Consider the following 18,103-nt stretch of genomic DNA (forward strand, 5'->3'; position numbering starts at 1 on the left):
ACCAGAAGATCTTGCCCCGATTTTAAAAGCGAATGGGTTTGATGGTTGCATCACTGTTCAATCCCATCAATCAGAACAGGAAAATGAATTTCAATTAGCTAACGCTGATAGCCATAGTTTCATAAAAGGTGTAGTAGGGTGGGTTGATTTACAATCGCCACAAATTGAGGAACGTTTAGACTATTATCAGCAATTCGAAAAGCTGAAAGGCTTCCGTCATATTTTGCAGGGAGAATCTCAGCGAGATTTTATGTTACGACCAGCGTTTTTAAATGGTATCAGCCTGCTGAAAAAATACGGTTATACCTATGATATTTTGATTCTGCCTGATCAACTTAAATATACAGCAGAATTTGTGATTCAATTCCCCGATCAACGTTTTGTAATTGACCATATCGCGAAGCCAAATATCAAACAACAAGAACTGAAAGATTGGGAAAAAGATATTAAAGCCATTGCTGCGTTTGAGAATGTCTATTGTAAGGTATCAGGTATGGTTACGGAGGCCGATTGGGAACACTGGCAACCTGCTGATTTTAATAATTACCTGGAGGTAGTTACCAATAGTTTTGGCACTAACCGATTGATGTATGGATCAGATTGGCCGGTTTGCAAGGTAGCTGCTGATTACGGGCAGGTGGTAAATATTGTTAAAGATTATTTTTCGGCTTTTGGCCAAACGGAACAACAAGCTTTTTTTGGCGGAAACGCCACTGAGTTTTATAATATATAAAAGATGCAAACATTAATATGCGTTGAACCGGGAAAGTTCAGCTATGTGGAGAGAGAAAAACCGGTTTTGAAACCAGATCATGCGATAATTAAGGTTAAAAGAATAGGCATTTGCGGTACTGATTTACACGCGTTTGAAGGTACACAACCATATTTTAACTATCCACGTGTATTGGGGCACGAACTGTCGGGTGAATTAGTTGAATTTGATAACGCACCCGGTTTTTATATTAATGAGAAGGTGACTTTTATTCCGTATTTTAACTGCGGGCATTGTATCGCCTGTCGTATGGGTAATACTAATTGCTGTGTTAATATGCAAGTTTGCGGTGTGCATGTGGATGGTGGGATGACCGAGTATCTTATGGTTCCTTCGCATACGTTAATACATGGGGAACAGCTTGGTTTTGAAGAGCTGGCATTGGTTGAGCCATTGGCCATTGGCGCTCATGGGGTAAGACGTGCCGGTATTAAACCAGGTGAGTATGTGCTGGTAATTGGCGCTGGCCCTATTGGATTAGGGACTATGGAATTTGCCCGGATAGCAGGCGCTAAGGTAATAGCGCTAGATGTTAATGAAGAACGCCTTAACTTTTGCCGGGATGTAATTAAAGTAGACTATGCTGTTAACGCATTATCAGGTGATGTTCTGGAGCAGTTAAAGGAAATTACTAATGGTGATATGCCCACAGTAGTTATTGATGCTACAGGTAATCTTAAAGCTATTAACAATGCTTTTCAATATCTGGCGCATGGCGGCCGCTATGTTTTAATCGGGCTGCAGAAAGGTGAGATCTGTTTTAGTCACCCTGAATTTCACAAACGGGAAGCAACGTTAATGAGCAGCAGAAACGCTACTGTTGTTGATTTTGAGCAGGTAATTAACGCTATCAAAAAAGGGGTTATCAGTCCTTTAAATTATATTACTCACCGGGTAACATTTAACCAGGTTGAACATGATTTTGAAAGTTGGTTAAAGCCGGAAACCCAAGTAATAAAAGCAATGGTTTCGATGGATAAGTAGTTTTGCTAAAATTGGCGACGATTTAGCTAATAACCTATAATATTCACGGCCAAATTATGCAGTACTTGCGTGGGTATATAAACCTATGATAATTTTTTTGTACTATTTAAGCATTATATGAAGGTAGGTCTGTTTATTCCTTGTTATGTCGATCAATTTTATCCCGGTGCGGCGATAGCATGCCTGCAATTGCTGGAAAAATTAGGGGTTGATGTTGTTTATCCCAAAAATCAAACCTGTTGCGGGCAACCCATGGCAAACTCAGGATTTGAGCATTTAACGGGTGGCTGCAATGATCTGTTCATCAAAAACTTTAGTGGTTTTGATTATGTAGTAGGCCCTTCTGGCAGTTGTGTGCTGCATTTAAAAGAGCATCTGCACAATCATGATAATCCTGAAATAGCGACCACACTCAGCAATAAGCTTTACGAGTTTACTTCCTTTTTAACGGATGTGTTAAAAGTTAAATCTCTACCCGCTCGTTTTCCGCATAAAGTTGGTGTACACCAAAGTTGTCACGGTCAGCGTGGATTGCACCTTTCGCAAATGACCGAGTTGGTAGCCCCTGAATTTTCAAAGCCGGGAAGCCTGCTAAATATGGTAAAGGATATTGAACTTGTACATTTAAACCGTAAAGACGAATGCTGCGGCTTTGGTGGTACTTTTTGCGTTGCAGAAGAGGCTGTATCATCCAAAATGGGAAAAGATAGGGTAGAGGATCATCTGCATAACGGCGCTGAGTACATTACCGGCGTTGATATGTCGTGTTTAATGCACATGGAAGGAATATTGCACAGGCAAGGTAGCAAAGTGAAAGTATTACACATAGCTGAAATTCTGAACGGTGAATAGGTAAGATCGAAATAACAATTAACGAAACGACATTGAGCGAAATTCAAAATACAACCAATCATGCGGACTTAGCCGAAGTTTTTAATAACGATGAAGCGCGTGTAGACTGGCATGATGAAACCCTGTGGTGGATAAGATCAAAGAGGGATGTCGCGGTAAATAAAATAAACAATTGGGAAGAGTTGCGCGAAACGGCTTCGCAAATTAAACATAACGTCCTTTCAAACCTTAGCAATTATTTGCAACAGTTTGAAAGCAATGCCTTATCAAATGGCATAATTGTACATTGGGCAGCCGATGCTAAAGAACATAACCAAATAGTACTTTCTATATTAAGAAAGCATTCTATCGGCCAGATGGTAAAAAGCAAATCAATGCTTACCGAAGAATGCCATTTAAATGATTTTCTTGAAGAAAATGGGATCAATGTTATTGACTCTGATTTGGGGGAACGTATTGTTCAGTTGGCAAAAGAGATGCCCAGCCATATCGTGTTACCCTGTATCCACAAGAAAAAAGAAGAAATAGGCGAGCTGTTCCATCAGCACTTGGGTACACCCGCTGGTAATGCTGATCCGCAATTTTTAACTGAAACAGCAAGGCAGCATCTAAGAGATACTTTTTTAACCCGGAGAGCTGCTTTAACAGGCGTAAACTTCGCTATTGCCGAAACTGGCGAATTTGTGGTTTGCACTAACGAAGGCAATGCAGATATGGGCGCACACCTTGCCGATGTACACATCGCCAGCATGGGTATAGAAAAGATCATCCCTGAAAGAAAGCATCTTGGCGTTTTTCTGCGCCTGCTTACACGCAGCGCAACCGGACAGCCGATAACAACTTATTCCAGCCACTTTAAAAGGCCGAATAAAGGCAAAGAGATGCACATTATCATTGTTGATAATGGCCGCAGCATACAACTAGGTCGCGAAGCTTTCAGGAACTCCTTAAAATGTATTCGTTGCGGAGCTTGTATGAATACTTGCCCGGTTTATCGACGTAGTGGTGGGCATAGTTATCATAATGCCATATCGGGGCCGATAGGTTCAATCCTGGCACCAAACCTCGATATGGAAAAATATGCCGATCTGCCATTCGCATCAACTTTATGTGGTTCCTGCACAAATGTTTGCCCGGTAAAAATTGACATCCACCAACAATTGTATAAATGGCGGCAAGTGATTGTAAAGAACGGTTACGTGCCTGCGGCTAAAACGGCATCTATGAAAATCATGGACTGGACTTTATCATCACCCACAGCATATCACACTGCTGGAAAAGCTGGTCGTATGGTTTTAAAATATGCGCCGTTTATGGTAAACAACAAATTAAACCCGTGGTATAAACACCGCGATATGCCCGAGCCTCCAAAAGAATCGTTCGGCGAATGGTATAAAAAGAACAGAAAGTAATTAATTAGAAGTATGACTAGCAGAGAAAAGATATTATCAGCTGTTAAAACCAACCAACCGGAGCTGACAACTTTGCCGGATGTTGATTTCTTGCTTCAGGAAGATGTTGATATATCCGAAAAGTTTATTGCGGCGTTAACCGCAATCGGCGGTCAGGTAATCGCGGTTGAAAATCATGCTGGTATTAAGGCTTTTATAGCGGAAAACTTCGAGCAGCCATCTCGCAAAATAACGACTGTTTCGCAGCTTGGAGATGTTGCAGAATATATAGGAGATAACAGCGCTAACCCACATTCACTGGAAAATGTTGACTACGCGATAATAGAAGCAGGTTTAGCTGTTGCTGAGAATGGCGCGATATGGGTTAGCGAAGACAAGATACGCATACGTGTTTTACCTTTTATCACCCAACATTTGGCAGTAATTGTAAGTCAAAAAGATATAGTACCGACTATGCACTACGCTTACAATAAAATAGGTTCAACTGATTATGGCTTTGCTACATTCATAGCGGGCCCATCTAAAACGGCTGATATTGAGCAGTCGCTGGTGCTTGGCGCTCATGGTTCCCGTAGTATGACGATATTTTTAATGAGCTAACATCCCCCTATTGCACATTATAATCCCAATCATCAGTACGGAACGATGATACCGGTAATCCATCGGTACCAAACAAATCGCCAACAACAAAATCTTTAAAGGCATACCTTACAGCTACAGGTTCTTTTACCATATCGCTGCTAACGGTTACTGAGCCGCCGGTTATTTTTGCCTTTGCAGGATAAAAATGTTTATCAGCACCCGAGATTTCAAAAGTATTTATTTCCTTTAAAAAGGATGTAAGCCCATTAGCGGCATTTTTAAATTTAATGACAGCAGTGCTTCCTTTTAAAGTAAAGGAATCATAAGCGGGGCTCTGATAGCCAAATCCTTTGAAGTTATAGGTTTTTCCCAGCGCCAAATATGCTAAGCGTTCGCCAGCTTGTTGCTTGCGTGGTGGGTGAATGGTGGCTTGTTCACCTATATCCATTAATACAGCCATACCTGCATTAGGTATCTTGTCCTCGTCCAAACGCTGCACATCCCGCAAAAATGCAGAGTTATATTTGCCTCCTTTGTTATAAGGCGGCAGCTGTGCATAATCATAAGGCGCTATCTGCGCGTAATAAAATGGAAAATCACCCATTCCCCATTTGGTACGTAAGGTTTTCACAAACGTAACAAACAGCGAATCATACTGCGCCGGGTTATCATAGTTTGATTCACCCTGGTACCAGATAGTACCCTTAATGCCAAACCCTATGATGGGTTGCAGCATGGCATTGTAAAGTGTAGTCGGTGTGCGGCTTACTTCTTTAATAGAGTCGGTAGAGGTAGGGATCTTTATCTCTGGAAATGCTTTTAATGTTTCCGGGTCCATCCAGGCTTGTATAGATGATCCGGCATAATTACAACTGATCAATCCGATTGGAACGTTTAACATTTTGCTAAGTAATCTGCCAAAGTAATAACCTGTAGCGCTAAACTTTGCAACACTCTCGGGTGATGCAGCTAACCAATGGCTTTGTTTAATGTCCTGCTGCAAAGTTGTTTTTGATCCTCTTGGTACGGTGAACAAACGGATATTTGGATTGGTTGAATTTAATATCGCTTCGTTTGAATTTAATATCGGCTGACTTTTATAACCCTTCATTGGTATTTCCATATTGGATTGCCCCGTGCATACCCAAACCTCTCCAATTAATACATCGTTCAATATTAGCGGTTTTCCATCACTCACTATTACCTTAAATGGGCCACCAGCAACAGGTGTAGCAATTTTTACCATAAATCTTCCCGCGGCATCAGTCACGGTATGATATATTTTCTTATCCCATGTGGTTGATACGGAAATATGGCTTCCGGCCTTGTCCCAACCCCAAACAGGTACATAAGCCTGCTGCTGTAAAACCATGTCGTCGGTAAATAAGTTGGCCAGTTTTATCTGGGCATTCGACTTATTACATAAAGTTATAAAACATAAAAACGCGCTAACAGATAGTACTAAATATCGAGACCTCATTTGTTGTTTGATTGATAATTTATATTGGTTTTTGGCAACTCTTATCGCGAATTATATCCTCAGAGAAGCTATAATTTGTTGCCTTGTTTCAAATATAAATTATCTTTTTTTGATTGTTGATGTAATGGTTTACAACAAGATAAGATTGTACATTCATTGGATAATGTATTTTAATTTAAGGTGGTAATTGTAAATAACTTTACGATAATAAACACGGGTAACCATTAACCAATAGCATATAACCTTTAAATTAAATTCATGAAAGCTAATTCCCTTTTTACAGGACTTATTGTACTCATGTTTTCCGTTAACTGTATGGCGCAAAACGTCGATGGGGGAAAACAGAAGTCAAAATCAGATCCTACTTCAAAAGCAACTCAATTTGTAGCGGCGCTTCATTTGGATGATACCGCGAAGGCGTTAAACGTAACCGATCTGATCAAGGCCCATCTTAGCACGGTGATGGACTGGCATAATGCGCATGATTACACTTTAGTACCTGAGGGCCTTAATCCAGCTACGGGCAAAGCCTTTAGTAAACTCGATCGTCAGTTTATTATCGATTCTACAATCCCTAAAACTGTTCACGAAACCTTGATGGCTGGCCTGCACCAATATTTGACAGATGAACAGATAGAACTGATACTCGATAAATACACTATCGGGAAAGTAGCTTTTACTATGAACGGTTATAAAAGTATTGTACCGAACATAACCCCGGTAGAAGAAGCATTTGTATTAACCAACCTTAAACTGGCACGTGAGCAGGCTATTGATTATAAAAATATAGATGAGATTTCATTGGTTTTCAAGATCTATAAAACCAAGATAGAAGAGTATTTTACAAATAACGGCAGAAACTGGAAAGCGATGTTTAAAGCGTATGCTGATCAGCAAATCGCGAAAAAAAATGCAGGTGATAAAACTCCAGCTACTACAGATAAAGAATAATTTATATGGCAGTATGCTGCGGCGTTGAATAGTATTTCAATTCGATGATATCCGCAGGTAATGTTTTACTGTTCCAATTTCGGTGTATGGCTATGGCAGCTCCAACTGCTGTAGCCTGCGCCATTGATGCTGCAAATACTTCAAGTTCAGGAAATGCTTTGGCCAGTAGATTCATATAGATTGAATTTTTACTGAACCCGCCATCTACAAATATACGATTTACCTTAGTGCCTTTTAACGCAAGCTTGGTCGATTGATATTGCTGTTCCATAATATCAATAATTAGCTGGTGATAGGCTTCGGTATAATTTGCAAACGCACTAAGATCACGGTTAACGAACGCAGACTGATGTCTCGAGCTCTGAATTTGGTTATCGCTATGATCCGTTAATTTATTGATCGTAATGGGGTCATATTCCACATGTTTCAATATGGATGTATTTACATTGAAATGTGAAGCGATACGCTTTACTTGTAATTCGTGTTCGTTACCGGCAAATAAGCGGGATGCTTTTACCGGTGATCCTTTGTATTGCATATAACAAAGGCAATCGTTAGCCAGCTCATCATCGGTAATAGGCGAGTGATTAAACGGATTTAAGCTGATACACCAGGTGCCTGTACTAATCAATATGAATGGCTCGCTAAAATTAACCAGGTAGGGTATAAGCGCGGCAGAACTATCATGCAAACCAACGCCTACCGGTATGCCATTGCCCAATTTATTTGCCGAAAATGTGCCGTTTGATGGTATAATGGGAGCGAATTTTTCGGTAAGGCCTTCCGCAGAAACCCAATAATGGTAATCGTTTTTTTCAAAGTCCCATAAACCGGTATGGCAGCCGATACTGGTAATGTCAGTACAAGGTACGCCGGATAGCAGATAGCTTAAGTATTGCGGCAGGTGAAGGCTGTATTGTATTTGATTGAACAGTTGCGGGTTTTTATGTTTGATGCGATATAACTGCATTCCCGAGTTTAAGTTTCCCAATACTGGTGAGCAGGTTTCTCGTGCAAGTTTGGTTTCTCCGCCATAAGTTTTATAGAACTTTTCTTTCAGGTCCTCCGGAAACTCTTTGAGGTAATTGTATAAAGGTGCAACCGGCTTACCGGCTGCATTTATATGTACAAAACTTGCCCCATAGGTGGAGAAGTTGATCGCCTTTACCTCAAACTCGGTTAATTTAAATACTTCGCGAAGTGAGTCAAATACCGATAATTCCAGGCTTTCCAAATTCTCACATGGATCGCCATCCTCATCAACTGTTTCAATAAAACGTGCTGATTTTTCATAAACAATATGGTAGTTCTCATCAAAAAGGAAAAGCTTTTTGTTAGTTTTACCCACATCAAATATGGCTATTACAGGTATGGCGCTCATTTTATAATCCTGTGGCTACAGTTTTTAATCCACGTTCTTTTATCAGGTGTTCTCTTATATTCAACTTGCGATATGCGCCAATAGGGTCTAAAGCACCACCATTGCGTAGTGACGCTTCTGATACGAGCGAGCGTACATCGGTACGATAAGCCTGTTGTAATATTTCCTGAGCCAATGCTACATCGTTATTGTTTTGAGCAGCTACTAAAGCAGCTTTATCTACTAACAAAGCCTGCGCATAAGCTATTTTAATGGCCTGTACCGATTGTAGCAAGTCTTCAATAGGATCTTTTACGTTGTGCGATGCATCGATCATCCAACCAATAGAAGTCGCGTGATCCATTCCACGGGCATCCATGCCTTCCACCAGCTCATTGAATATCAGGAACAACTGGTAAGGGTTGATGCTGCCTACGGTCAAATCATCATCCCCATATTTAGAATCGTTGAAATGGAAACCGGCCAATTTGCCTTCCATTAATAATAAGGAAACGATCTGTTCGATATTGGTGCCTTGCAAATGATGGCCCAGATCAACCAATGTTTGTGCTTTTGGGCCTAATTTGGATGATAGTAAGTAAGACTGTCCCCAATCACCAATGGTGGTTGAGTAGAAATTAGGCTCATAAGGTTTATACTCCACCCAAACTTTCCAATCATCCGGCAAAGCCGCATAAATTTCCTGTAGGCTTTCCAATGTATTTTGGAATGCTTTACGGAAGTTAAGTTGTCCCGGGAAATTTGACCCATCTGATAACCAAACCGACAATGCTTTGGAATCCAATTGCTTACCGTATTTGATCACCTCGATATTATGTTCAATAGCCTGTTTACGAACAGCTTTGTCTACATGGTGCAATGAGCCAAATTTGTAGCTTAGTTTTTGATCTTTTTGATCCTGAAAAGTATTGGAGTTTACCGCGTCGAAGTGCAAACCATTCTGCGCAGCTAATGCTTTAATAGCAGCTGCATTATCAGGGATATCCCATGGGATATGCAGCGATATGGAATTGCTGGATTTATTCAGCGCGTGAATAACACCAACATCTTCAATTTTTTCTTCTAAACTGCGTGGTTCACCTCCTCCGGAAAAACGGCCAAAACGGGTGCCACCTGTACCCAAAGCCCAACTTGGTATAGCGATGTTAAATACACTTAATTTTTGTAATACTTCCTCAACGTTGTTTATATCAGTGGCAATGCCTTCAAACCTGAGTTGGTGCTTTTTTGATTGCTGATGGTTCAACTCATCAACAGTATATTTTTCTATTTGCATCTCGGTATAATTTGGTAGGCCGGTGGTTAGCCGGCCTTATTGGTTTATCGTTTTTAGCTTTCGCCTTTCAACTTTATACTTTTGGCTTGAATTATCTTACAAATCCTGCAGCTACACCGCCATCTACATTGATCACATTTCCAGTTGATTTGTTTAACAAGCCACCCGTTAAAGCAAAGCAGGCGTTGGCAATATCAACAGGTAAAATAATCTCGTTTAATAATGTTCTTTTGGCGTAGTAGGCTGGCAATTCGGCAACGGTAATGCCATAAGCTTTGGCACGGCCTTCGGCCCAACCACCAGCCCATATATTACTATCGCTGATCACTGCATCCGGGTTGATGACATTTACACGGATATGGTCAGGACCCAATTCAGCGGCATTTAATCGACTCAAATGCAGCTGTGCCGCTTTCGCGCTGCCATAACCTGCATTGTTCGGTCCGCTTACTAAGGCATTTTTACTTACAATGTTGATGATGTCGCCACCAATAGCCTGTTTCTTCATGACCGCTACCGCTGCTTGGGTAACCAGGAACTGGCCTTTTACCAACACATCGTACAACAGATCCCAGTCTTTCTCGGTATGATCTGCAATTGTTTTAGAGATAGATAATCCCGCGTTGTTTACAATCAAATCCACTCCGCCAAAAGCCAATATGGCTGTCGCTATGGCTTCCTGTATCTCTTCTGCTTTGGTTACATCTAAAGTAGCGGTGGTGTAGGCATCTTTACCATAAGCTTGTTTAAATTCTTCACCTGCGCTTTGTAAGCGTTCGGCGTTCATGTCATTTAACACCACTACGGCACCTTCTTCCACAAACTTTTTGGCGATAGCTTTACCAATCCCGCCTGCGCTGCCGGTAATTAAAGCCACACGGCCCGATAACGCTTTTGGTTTTGGCATACGCGATAGTTTCGCTTCTTCCAATAGCCAATACTCAATATCAAAAGCTTCCTGGCGAGGCAGAGAAGTGTATTCAGAAATAGCCTCAGCACCTTTCATTACATTGATGGCGTTGATATAAAACTCAGCGGCCACACGCGCAGTTTGTTTGTCTTTAGCAAACGTGAACATACCAACACCTGGGTATAAAATAACTACCGGGTTAGCATCACGTATAGCAGGGCTGTTTAGATGTTTGCAGGTATTGTAATAATCCTCGTACATTTTGCGGTAGGCTTCGAATGCAGGGGTTAGTTTTGCTTTGATCGCGTCAACATCCGACAGATCATCCCCTGCTTTTATTTCCAATACCAGCGGACTGATCTTGGTGCGCAAAAAGTGATCCGGGCAGCTGGTTCCCAGTGGTGCCAGGCGCTCCAGATCATTGGAGTTGATGTATTCCAGTACACGGGCATCATCGGTAAAATGACCGATCATTTGGGTTTTTGAGGAGCAAAAACCACGCAGGATAGGTGCTAAGGCTACCGCCTGCTTTTTACGATCGGCTTCAGGCAAACTGTCGATCTTTTTGCCACCGAATGCCGCACCTTTCTTTTTATAATTTTCTTCTAAATACTCGGCACATTTTTCTATTACCTCTAAGGTGTTGATATAGCTTTCGTAAGCGGTATCACCCCAGGTAAATAAACCATGTGAGCCTAACATGATACCACGAATCCCGGGGTTATTATCCAGGCATTCTTTGAGTTGCAAACCCAGATCAAAACCTGGGCGCTGCCAGTGTACCCAGCCTATAGTACCACCAAATAATTCTTTAGTTATCTTTTCACCATCTTTTGCTGCCGCGATAGCAATAGCCGCGTCAGGGTGGAGGTGGTCAATATGTTTAAAGGGTAAAAAGCCGTGCAGCGGTGTATCAATTGATGGTGCTTTTGAGTTCAAATCGAAGATGCTGTGATTGAACAGTTCTACCATCTCATCTTCAAATTCAATGCCGCGGTAAACATTTTTCAGACTTCTTAAACGATCAACGTATAACGCAGCTAATCCGCTCTTTTTAAGTGTGCCGATATCACCGCCAGAACCTTTGATCCACATTACTTCCACTTCTTTTCCTGTTAACGGATCTTTATCCATTACCTTGCATGAAGTATTTCCGCCGCCATAATTGGTAAGGCGTAAATCGGTACCTAAAAGGTTCGACCGGTAGATAAGTAATGCTACCTCATCGCCCGCTAATTCGGCGGCTTTGGCATCATCCCATAAATAACTTACATGCTTAAATTGTGTTGTGCTGGTAGACATATGTTTTACTATTGAATTGTTGAACTATATTTTGATATTATTTACTATTAATTGCTGTAATCTCCTTATCCTTAATAGAGTTTCCTTTACCTACTATTAAAACCGAAAGAATAATAACCAGTATACCGATAATAACGGTTGTAAGGGCTTTTTTGCTTACACCTTTCCATTCTTTTAATACTAATCCCCAGGCGTTTGCGATCAGGATGATAAAAGCCATGTGTAGTATCCATGAACTGGCGCCGTTACCCATTCTGCTTTCGCCCATACCGTAAAAGAAGAATTGCAAAAACCAGGTAGTACCCGCTAATGCGCAAAAGATGTAGTTTTTTAACAGCGGTGCTTTTTTATCGGTATAATCGGCAAAGGTTTTGTTGCGGGCGTTTAACACCATACACCAAATAAAGTTGGTGGTTAAACCACCCCATAATATGATGATATACACTACATTATTTTGAAACAGGAAATTTCCTTGCCCGTGATGAGCTGCCATCCAAATTGCATTGGCAGAGTCAGCCATGGTTTTACCGGCTTCTATACCAAAATTAAAGCAGGCACTCAGCACACCTGATACAATAGCTACTGCTATGCCCAATCCAAAGCGGTAGTCTTTATTATCTTCCACATCAGCCTTGCCTGCCGAAAGCTCTTTTTCTTTCATTGTGCCTGCCCAGCCGCAAATGACGATGCCAACCACGGTTAATCCTATACCCAATAATACTAATTGCCCCCAATGGGTGGTTGCTAAAGTGGTTATCGAATCTTTGCCATCTTTTGGAAAGAAGTTATAATATACAGATGGAATCAGCGATCCAAATACAGCGCACAAACCTAATATAATGGTGCTGCCCAATGATACGCCTAAGTAGCGAACACCTAAACCATACGTTAACCCGCCAATGCCCCAAAGCAGGCCGAAAAAGTAGGTGAGCAATAAGATATTGCCACTAGTATCATGGATAATTTCGGTAAAATGTGGAATGGTTAGCCATGCAGCAAGTGGTGGCACAATCAGCCAGGAGAAAATACCGCCGACTATCCAGTAGCTTTCCCAGGCCCAGCGTTTTACTTTTTTATAAGGTATATAAAAACTGCCCGACGCAAAGCCGCCTATAAAGTGAAAAATAACACCAAAAATAACTTGCATGAAAATAATAGGTTAATTGGTAAACAACGCCACTAATCTAGGAAATCAAAAATCAACAACTGTTATGCACTGTACTGTACAGGGATACCATAAAATGAATATTATTATTGTTTTCCTAATAAATCGCTCAGTCGTGCTATCTAACTTGTTTATAAAAACATTCCAAAATTGTTTAAAAACTCTTTCTCATATTATCCAAAACTATTATTATATGCGTTTTATTTGTGATGAAAGGTTATCATTATTTTATGATATATTATCATAGGGTATGCATGTTTTTGAGAAAAAAAGTGGTTTTAAGATAAAATATTCATAATTATCTGGCAATTATTAGCCTATTGTACATTTTTATTCCGTTTGGTTTCCAACCAGCCGCTATACAACAAATTTTTATTCAATATCGGTTTAGGAAAGAAGAGGCTTGCAACGTATCCAATAATAATTACCACAAAATGGCTGTAAACGCCCAGCATCAATTTGTTATGGGTAAAGTTGTATTTGCCCAAGTCGAGCAATAGGAGTTTTTCGTGGCCTGTTCCTATTTTGGTTGATGTTAAAAAGGCGTAGGCGGTGAAAATAATACAGGCAATTATGCCGATGGTAACGCCTTGCCGATTGGCCCGCGCGCTAAATAAACCCAATAAAAATATACCGGCAATCCCACCTGAAAAGATGGCGTATAAGGTAAATACAATGCCCAACACACCTTCCTCACCGGCATTAAGGTATAAAGCGGCAATCAATAGCGAACCAATTCCTGCAAACAAAACTATCCATTTGCCTGCTTTTAGATATTCTTTATCGGTACGGTTTGGATAAAAGCGTTTGTAATAATCCTCAACCCCAACAGCTGCCAAGCAATTTAAATCGGCACCTAAACTACAAACCCCTGCAGAAACCAGCGAAGCAATAATAAGCCCAACAACGCCCGTAGGTATTTTACTAACTATAAAATAAGGGAAAATGGCATCGGCGCGTATGCCTGCGGGTAACGGGTTTTGTTTAAAATAAACAAAAAGCGCAGTGCCTATAAACATAAATAACGCCCATACAGGTACCAATAAAAATACACCCATTAATGATGCCTTAATAGCCGATTTATCCGATTTTGCGGTTAAGTAACGCTGCACAATGGTTTGATCTGTACCGTATTTTTGTATGCCATAAAATATACCGTTTATGGCCATTACAATAAACGTAAGTTTTTTTAGGTCGAAATTGTATGGCCCAAATCCGGTTCGGCCATTCGCTTTGGCAATGCGCCATACCTCGGCCGGGCCGCCATGTACCGAGTAAAGGATCATGACAAGGCAGGCGATACCGCAGCCAAATAACATAAAGCCTTGTATCACATCGAGCCATATCACCGCCTCGATACCGCCTAACAAAGCAAGAATGATAATTACCACACCAATTATTGAAATGATGATCAAGGTATTTACGCCCGTCATATTGGCAAGCGCAAGCGCCAAAAGGAAAAATACAGTCCCCATTTTTGAGAAATGGGTCAACACAAAACCTAATGAGCTATAGTATCTTGCAAAAACGCCGAAACGCTTTTCAAAATACTCATAAGTGCTTAAACCGATGACCTTCCGGTATAAAGGAACGATAAACCATATCATGCTGAGTAGCACAATAGGCACCATCATCCCCTGTACTAATAATATCCAATTAGATGAATAACCTTCACCGGGATACGCCAAAAATGTGATGCTGCTTATTAATGTTGCCAGTATAGAAAACCCTATGGCCCACGATGGTATTTTACCATTTGCCGCGAAATAGCTTTGGGTTGTTTTTTGTTTTTTGGAAAACCTGAACCCGAAATATACAGTAATGCATAAAAAACTAACAATGATAATATAGTCGGGAATATGCAGGTGCGCTGTATTCATTTATCGAATATAGGATAAGAATATTAGAAATTCCAGATATAAGCAGGCCAATCATAGCTGCCGGGTTTAAGTGTTAAAAAAAGATCATCAACGGCATCAACCTTCATCTTAATTACACCCGGGCCAAGTTCTCCTATCGGGAAAAATCTATCAAAATTTAAACGGTTTATAATAGCTGCTGCTGTTGAACCGCCTTCAACAAGTAACTCTTTTATTGCTACCTGTTTAAATACCTTTTCAACAACTATGGCTTTTTTAACACGCAAACCCGCGGCAGTTATTGTATGGGCCTCGGTGGTGCTAACATCAATTGCTATAATCGCTTTTTTGTGTTTATTTAATAACGATACAATTTCGTTTGCCCATTCATCAAAAAGTGCATCGCTTGGATTAACAGAAAGCACAATATCAAGTGGCATGTAGCTTACCGGGCCGCCGTTATCAAGTACTTTTTTAATTGATCTCCTGCTTTTGTCGTATGTACTTCCGCACACAAATAGGGCAGGTGTTTCAACTTCAGCTGAATATTTACCAGCCTCAGTTTTCTGTTTTTGTTTAAGCGATTCCAGTAACGATATGAATAAACCAGCTCCGCCTGCTAAAAGCGTTTTTTTATCGGCTTTATTTACCCATTGCCTTAAATCGTCCTGTGTTAAGCTTTCACCAACGGTTATGCCTTGTTCGGGTATTTCCGCATCACATTTACCTATAAATAAATCATCTTTATCTACTCTTAACATATGATGTACGTTGCTGCTGGTTACCGGGAATTCCGGGTCATGCGCAAAGCTGGTTAAGTGTATAAGCTCATTATTGATAAAATATTTTCCATTGGTTAATGTACGCCCAAATGCGGGATTCGCAGGTACCAGCAATGCTTTTTCTAAACCTAATTGCTGTAAGTGCACATTAATTTCACTTACCACATAGCCGCGCAAAACGGAATCTACTTTTTTAAAGATGATTTCAGGATTGATGTCTTTTATCAATGCTGTTACCGTTTCCATCACCTTTAGCGCATTTGCTTCGGGCATGGAGCGTGTATCAGTAGCAATAATTAATAGGTCCGCTTTTGAGACCGCGTTAATCGCCGTTACAATTTCTATAGTCAAATTATATCTCAACCCCAAGCCGCCTAACTCGGCAGCACCGGTTAAATCATCTGCAATAACAACTATCATCAAACTATAATTTGCTTTCTATAAGTACTCAACTGAACCGCAGATTCAATAGCTAGTGTCATGGCATCAGCGCTGGCTATCCCCTTGCCGGCTATTTCAAACGCGGTGCCGTGGTCAACTGATGTGCGTATAATAGGCAAACCTAAGGTGATATTTACACCCTTAACGCTAGCCATTTGTTTTTTCTCCGGATCCCATTTAAAGCCCGAAAGTTTAAAAGGTATATGACCCTGGTCATGATACATGGCCACTACGCCACCATATGCACCGGTTGCCGCTTTGGCAAATAAAGTATCCGGTGGGACAGGGCCCTCTACATCGTATCCACGTAAGCGGGCTTCTTCTACAGCCGGTAATATTTCTTCTGCATCTTCAGTTCCAAACAAGCCACTATCACCTGCATGCGGATTAAGACCTGCTATGCCTATTTTACGATTAGTTTCGCCTAAGCTTATCAATCCGTTAAATAAAAGCTCAACAACCTCTAGTATTCTCTCCTTTTTTACCAAGTCGCAGGCTTGCCGTAAGGAAACATGGGTAGATACATGGATAACTTTTAAATTATCCTCCACCAATAGCATAGCGTACTTGCTGGTATTGGTAAAATGAGCATATATTTCAGTATGCCCGGCAAAGTGGTGCCCAGCCTCGTTTATTGATTTTTTATTGATAGGCCCGGTAACGGTCGCGTCAATTTTACCAGCCATTGCCAGCTCAATAACCTTTTGTACCGCACCAAAAGCTGCATTACCAGCCATCGCCGATACCTCGCCGAAAACCAGCTTATCTAATTTAACATTTTGCAGATCAAAAACATCTATATTTCCGAACTCAAACTTTGCATCACTAACGCTATTGATCGGGTTGATTTTGGCATCAAGATTTAAGCGATTTATAATATCATTAAATACATCTGCATCGCCTACCAGCAGTGGGCGGCAAATATCATATATGTGTTGGTTAAGTAAGGCTTTAATGGCTATCTCGGGGCCTATGCTCGCGGGATCGCCCATGGTTATGCCAACAATTGGTTTATCAAACATTAGTTCCGTTATTTATCAATAGATTTTCCTTCTCCAAAGTATGGCGAAGGTGTTTAAGTATTTTATTTCGCTCTTCATCCGCCAATGGATATAACGGCGGCATTACGAATTCATTACACAATCCAAGTTCCTGCATGCAAACTTTTAGCGCCCATAATGATTCGCCTAGTAGCTTACCTTTTTGGTATACATCGCCCATTATATCCGATAGCTTTTGAAGCTCCAGTGCTTTGTCGTGATCGCCGCTTTTTACAGCCTTGTACAATTCATCATAAATATGCGGGCAAATATTACCGGTACTGGGCACAAGGCCATCGCTACCGTTCATCAATGCTTTTGCTGATTTTGGTGCCCAGCCTAAAAAGTGACAAAAATCTTCCCGCTCTGCCCACAATATTAAGGATTCATTCAGTCTTTCATCACTACGTTCCGAATCTTTTGTGCCGATGATATTTTCATGGGCACTTAGTTCATCAATTATGGTTAAGGGGATAGACATCCGGGTTGTAACCGGAATATTGTATATAATCACCGGGCCGGGCACTTGGTTTGCCAATTGCTCAAAATAGGTGAGCATTTGATAATCGGATAGGTTGTAATAAGAAGGCAAAGTTGCAGCCACAGCGTCTACGCCATTGTCAAAGCCAATTTTTGCAAGCGTTACCGATTCTTCCAGGCAATTTGCGCTGATACCAGCGTACAATACATCCCTGTTTGATTTTAACTTTGATGCCGCGATTATATATTCTTTTTTAAGGCTGAAGGGTAAAGAGGTGGATTCACCTGTTGTGCCGTTTATAAAAGGCATAACATGGTTCTTATGAAAATAATGAAACATTTTCTCTATCGCCCTGTGATCCAGCTTCAGATTTTTAGTTAGGGGCGTAACAGCCGGAACTATAATTCCTTTATATTTTTGTTTATTATTCATG

The 18,103-nt window shown here is 40.9% G+C and carries 15 protein-coding genes; 6 read left to right on the forward strand and 9 right to left on the reverse strand.

Annotation, left to right across the window (positions count from 1 at the left end; genetic code table 11):
* The 5 genes from GSQ74_RS19050 to GSQ74_RS19070 all read left to right on the forward strand — a co-directional run.
* The coding region (locus GSQ74_RS19050; protein ID WP_158995800.1) for an amidohydrolase at positions 1 to 733 on the forward strand (733 nt) is incomplete at its 5' end.
* A 3-nt stretch (positions 734 to 736) separates the two neighbouring features.
* Positions 737 to 1,756 carry a zinc-binding alcohol dehydrogenase family protein gene (locus tag GSQ74_RS19055; protein WP_158995801.1) on the forward strand — a complete coding sequence of 340 codons (1,020 nt, stop codon included), beginning with the start codon at positions 737 to 739 and terminating at the stop codon, positions 1,754 to 1,756.
* 117 nt (positions 1,757 to 1,873) lie between these two features.
* Positions 1,874 to 2,608 (forward strand): (Fe-S)-binding protein, encoded by a 735-nt coding sequence (locus GSQ74_RS19060; protein WP_158995802.1) that lies wholly within the window; start codon positions 1,874 to 1,876, stop codon positions 2,606 to 2,608.
* Positions 2,609 to 2,649: 41 nt separating this feature from the next.
* The gene (locus tag GSQ74_RS19065) at positions 2,650 to 4,020 is read left to right on the forward strand and encodes a lactate utilization protein B (protein WP_158996499.1); all 1,371 of its coding nucleotides are present in this window, start codon (positions 2,650 to 2,652) and stop codon (positions 4,018 to 4,020) included.
* A 12-nt stretch (positions 4,021 to 4,032) separates the two neighbouring features.
* Entirely contained in the window at positions 4,033 to 4,620 is a 588-nt protein-coding gene (locus GSQ74_RS19070) for an LUD domain-containing protein (RefSeq protein WP_158995803.1), read from the forward strand.
* A gap of 7 nt (positions 4,621 to 4,627) precedes the next feature.
* Here GSQ74_RS19070 and GSQ74_RS19075 read toward each other — a convergent pair whose 3' ends face one another.
* Entirely contained in the window at positions 4,628 to 6,082 is a 1,455-nt protein-coding gene (locus GSQ74_RS19075; RefSeq protein ID WP_158995804.1) for a sialate O-acetylesterase, read from the reverse strand.
* A gap of 258 nt (positions 6,083 to 6,340) precedes the next feature.
* Between GSQ74_RS19075 and GSQ74_RS19080 the strand changes: the two genes are divergently transcribed.
* Positions 6,341 to 7,033: a DUF3826 domain-containing protein gene (locus GSQ74_RS19080; protein ID WP_158995805.1), complete on the forward strand. Its 693-nt coding sequence runs from the start codon at positions 6,341 to 6,343 to the stop codon at positions 7,031 to 7,033.
* Position 7,034: 1 nt separating this feature from the next.
* On the opposite strand, the gene GSQ74_RS19085 is transcribed toward GSQ74_RS19080, so the two are convergent.
* From GSQ74_RS19085 to GSQ74_RS19120, 8 genes are all read right to left on the reverse strand, one after another.
* Positions 7,035 to 8,414, reverse strand: a complete 1,380-nt coding sequence (locus GSQ74_RS19085; RefSeq protein WP_158995806.1) for an FGGY-family carbohydrate kinase — start codon at positions 8,412 to 8,414, stop codon at positions 7,035 to 7,037.
* A 1-nt stretch (position 8,415) separates the two neighbouring features.
* On the reverse strand, positions 8,416 to 9,690 hold the full coding sequence (locus GSQ74_RS19090; RefSeq protein ID WP_158995807.1) for a TIM barrel protein: 1,275 nt from the start codon (positions 9,688 to 9,690) through the stop codon (positions 8,416 to 8,418).
* 91 nt (positions 9,691 to 9,781) lie between these two features.
* Complete coding sequence (locus GSQ74_RS19095; protein WP_158995808.1) at positions 9,782 to 11,902, reverse strand: bifunctional aldolase/short-chain dehydrogenase; 2,121 nt, start codon at positions 11,900 to 11,902, stop codon at positions 9,782 to 9,784.
* 37 nt (positions 11,903 to 11,939) lie between these two features.
* On the reverse strand, positions 11,940 to 13,049 hold the full coding sequence (gene rhaT / locus GSQ74_RS19100) for an L-rhamnose/proton symporter RhaT (RefSeq protein WP_158995809.1): 1,110 nt from the start codon (positions 13,047 to 13,049) through the stop codon (positions 11,940 to 11,942).
* 335 nt (positions 13,050 to 13,384) lie between these two features.
* Positions 13,385 to 14,947, reverse strand: a complete 1,563-nt coding sequence (locus tag GSQ74_RS19105) for a sodium:solute symporter (protein ID WP_158995810.1) — start codon at positions 14,945 to 14,947, stop codon at positions 13,385 to 13,387.
* A 23-nt stretch (positions 14,948 to 14,970) separates the two neighbouring features.
* Positions 14,971 to 16,128, reverse strand: coding sequence for a four-carbon acid sugar kinase family protein (locus tag GSQ74_RS19110; protein ID WP_158995811.1), 1,158 nt, complete (start codon positions 16,126 to 16,128; stop codon positions 14,971 to 14,973).
* Positions 16,128 to 17,171 carry a 4-hydroxythreonine-4-phosphate dehydrogenase PdxA gene (gene pdxA, locus GSQ74_RS19115; RefSeq protein WP_158995812.1) on the reverse strand — a complete coding sequence of 348 codons (1,044 nt, stop codon included), beginning with the start codon at positions 17,169 to 17,171 and terminating at the stop codon, positions 16,128 to 16,130. Before pdxA ends, GSQ74_RS19110 begins: the two co-directional genes overlap by 1 nt.
* On the reverse strand, positions 17,164 to 18,102 hold the full coding sequence (locus GSQ74_RS19120) for a dihydrodipicolinate synthase family protein (RefSeq protein WP_158995813.1): 939 nt from the start codon (positions 18,100 to 18,102) through the stop codon (positions 17,164 to 17,166). The genes pdxA and GSQ74_RS19120 overlap by 8 nt, the downstream gene beginning before the upstream one ends.
* Position 18,103: the final 1 nt, after the last annotated feature.

Source organism: Mucilaginibacter sp. L196 (assembly GCF_009765905.1).
Lineage (GTDB): Bacteria > Bacteroidota > Bacteroidia > Sphingobacteriales > Sphingobacteriaceae > Mucilaginibacter.

What these genes read in the sequence shown, in the direction of transcription:
- GSQ74_RS19105 (WP_158995810.1), bottom strand. Translation starts at nt 14,947, where the DNA reads ATGAATACAGCGCACCTGCATATTCCCGACTATATTATCATTGTTAGT.
- rhaT (WP_158995809.1), bottom strand. Translation starts at nt 13,049, where the DNA reads ATGCAAGTTATTTTTGGTGTTATTTTTCACTTTATAGGCGGCTTTGCG.
- GSQ74_RS19085 (WP_158995806.1), bottom strand. Translation starts at nt 8,414, where the DNA reads ATGAGCGCCATACCTGTAATAGCCATATTTGATGTGGGTAAAACTAAC.
- GSQ74_RS19075 (WP_158995804.1), bottom strand. Translation starts at nt 6,082, where the DNA reads ATGAGGTCTCGATATTTAGTACTATCTGTTAGCGCGTTTTTATGTTTT.
- GSQ74_RS19095 (WP_158995808.1), bottom strand. Translation starts at nt 11,902, where the DNA reads ATGTCTACCAGCACAACACAATTTAAGCATGTAAGTTATTTATGGGAT.
- GSQ74_RS19055 (WP_158995801.1), top strand. Translation starts at nt 737, where the DNA reads ATGCAAACATTAATATGCGTTGAACCGGGAAAGTTCAGCTATGTGGAG.
- GSQ74_RS19090 (WP_158995807.1), bottom strand. Translation starts at nt 9,690, where the DNA reads ATGCAAATAGAAAAATATACTGTTGATGAGTTGAACCATCAGCAATCA.
- pdxA (WP_158995812.1), bottom strand. Translation starts at nt 17,171, where the DNA reads ATGTTTGATAAACCAATTGTTGGCATAACCATGGGCGATCCCGCGAGC.
- GSQ74_RS19080 (WP_158995805.1), top strand. Translation starts at nt 6,341, where the DNA reads ATGAAAGCTAATTCCCTTTTTACAGGACTTATTGTACTCATGTTTTCC.
- GSQ74_RS19060 (WP_158995802.1), top strand. Translation starts at nt 1,874, where the DNA reads ATGAAGGTAGGTCTGTTTATTCCTTGTTATGTCGATCAATTTTATCCC.
- GSQ74_RS19070 (WP_158995803.1), top strand. Translation starts at nt 4,033, where the DNA reads ATGACTAGCAGAGAAAAGATATTATCAGCTGTTAAAACCAACCAACCG.
- GSQ74_RS19120 (WP_158995813.1), bottom strand. Translation starts at nt 18,102, where the DNA reads ATGAATAATAAACAAAAATATAAAGGAATTATAGTTCCGGCTGTTACG.
- GSQ74_RS19110 (WP_158995811.1), bottom strand. Translation starts at nt 16,128, where the DNA reads ATGATAGTTGTTATTGCAGATGATTTAACCGGTGCTGCCGAGTTAGGC.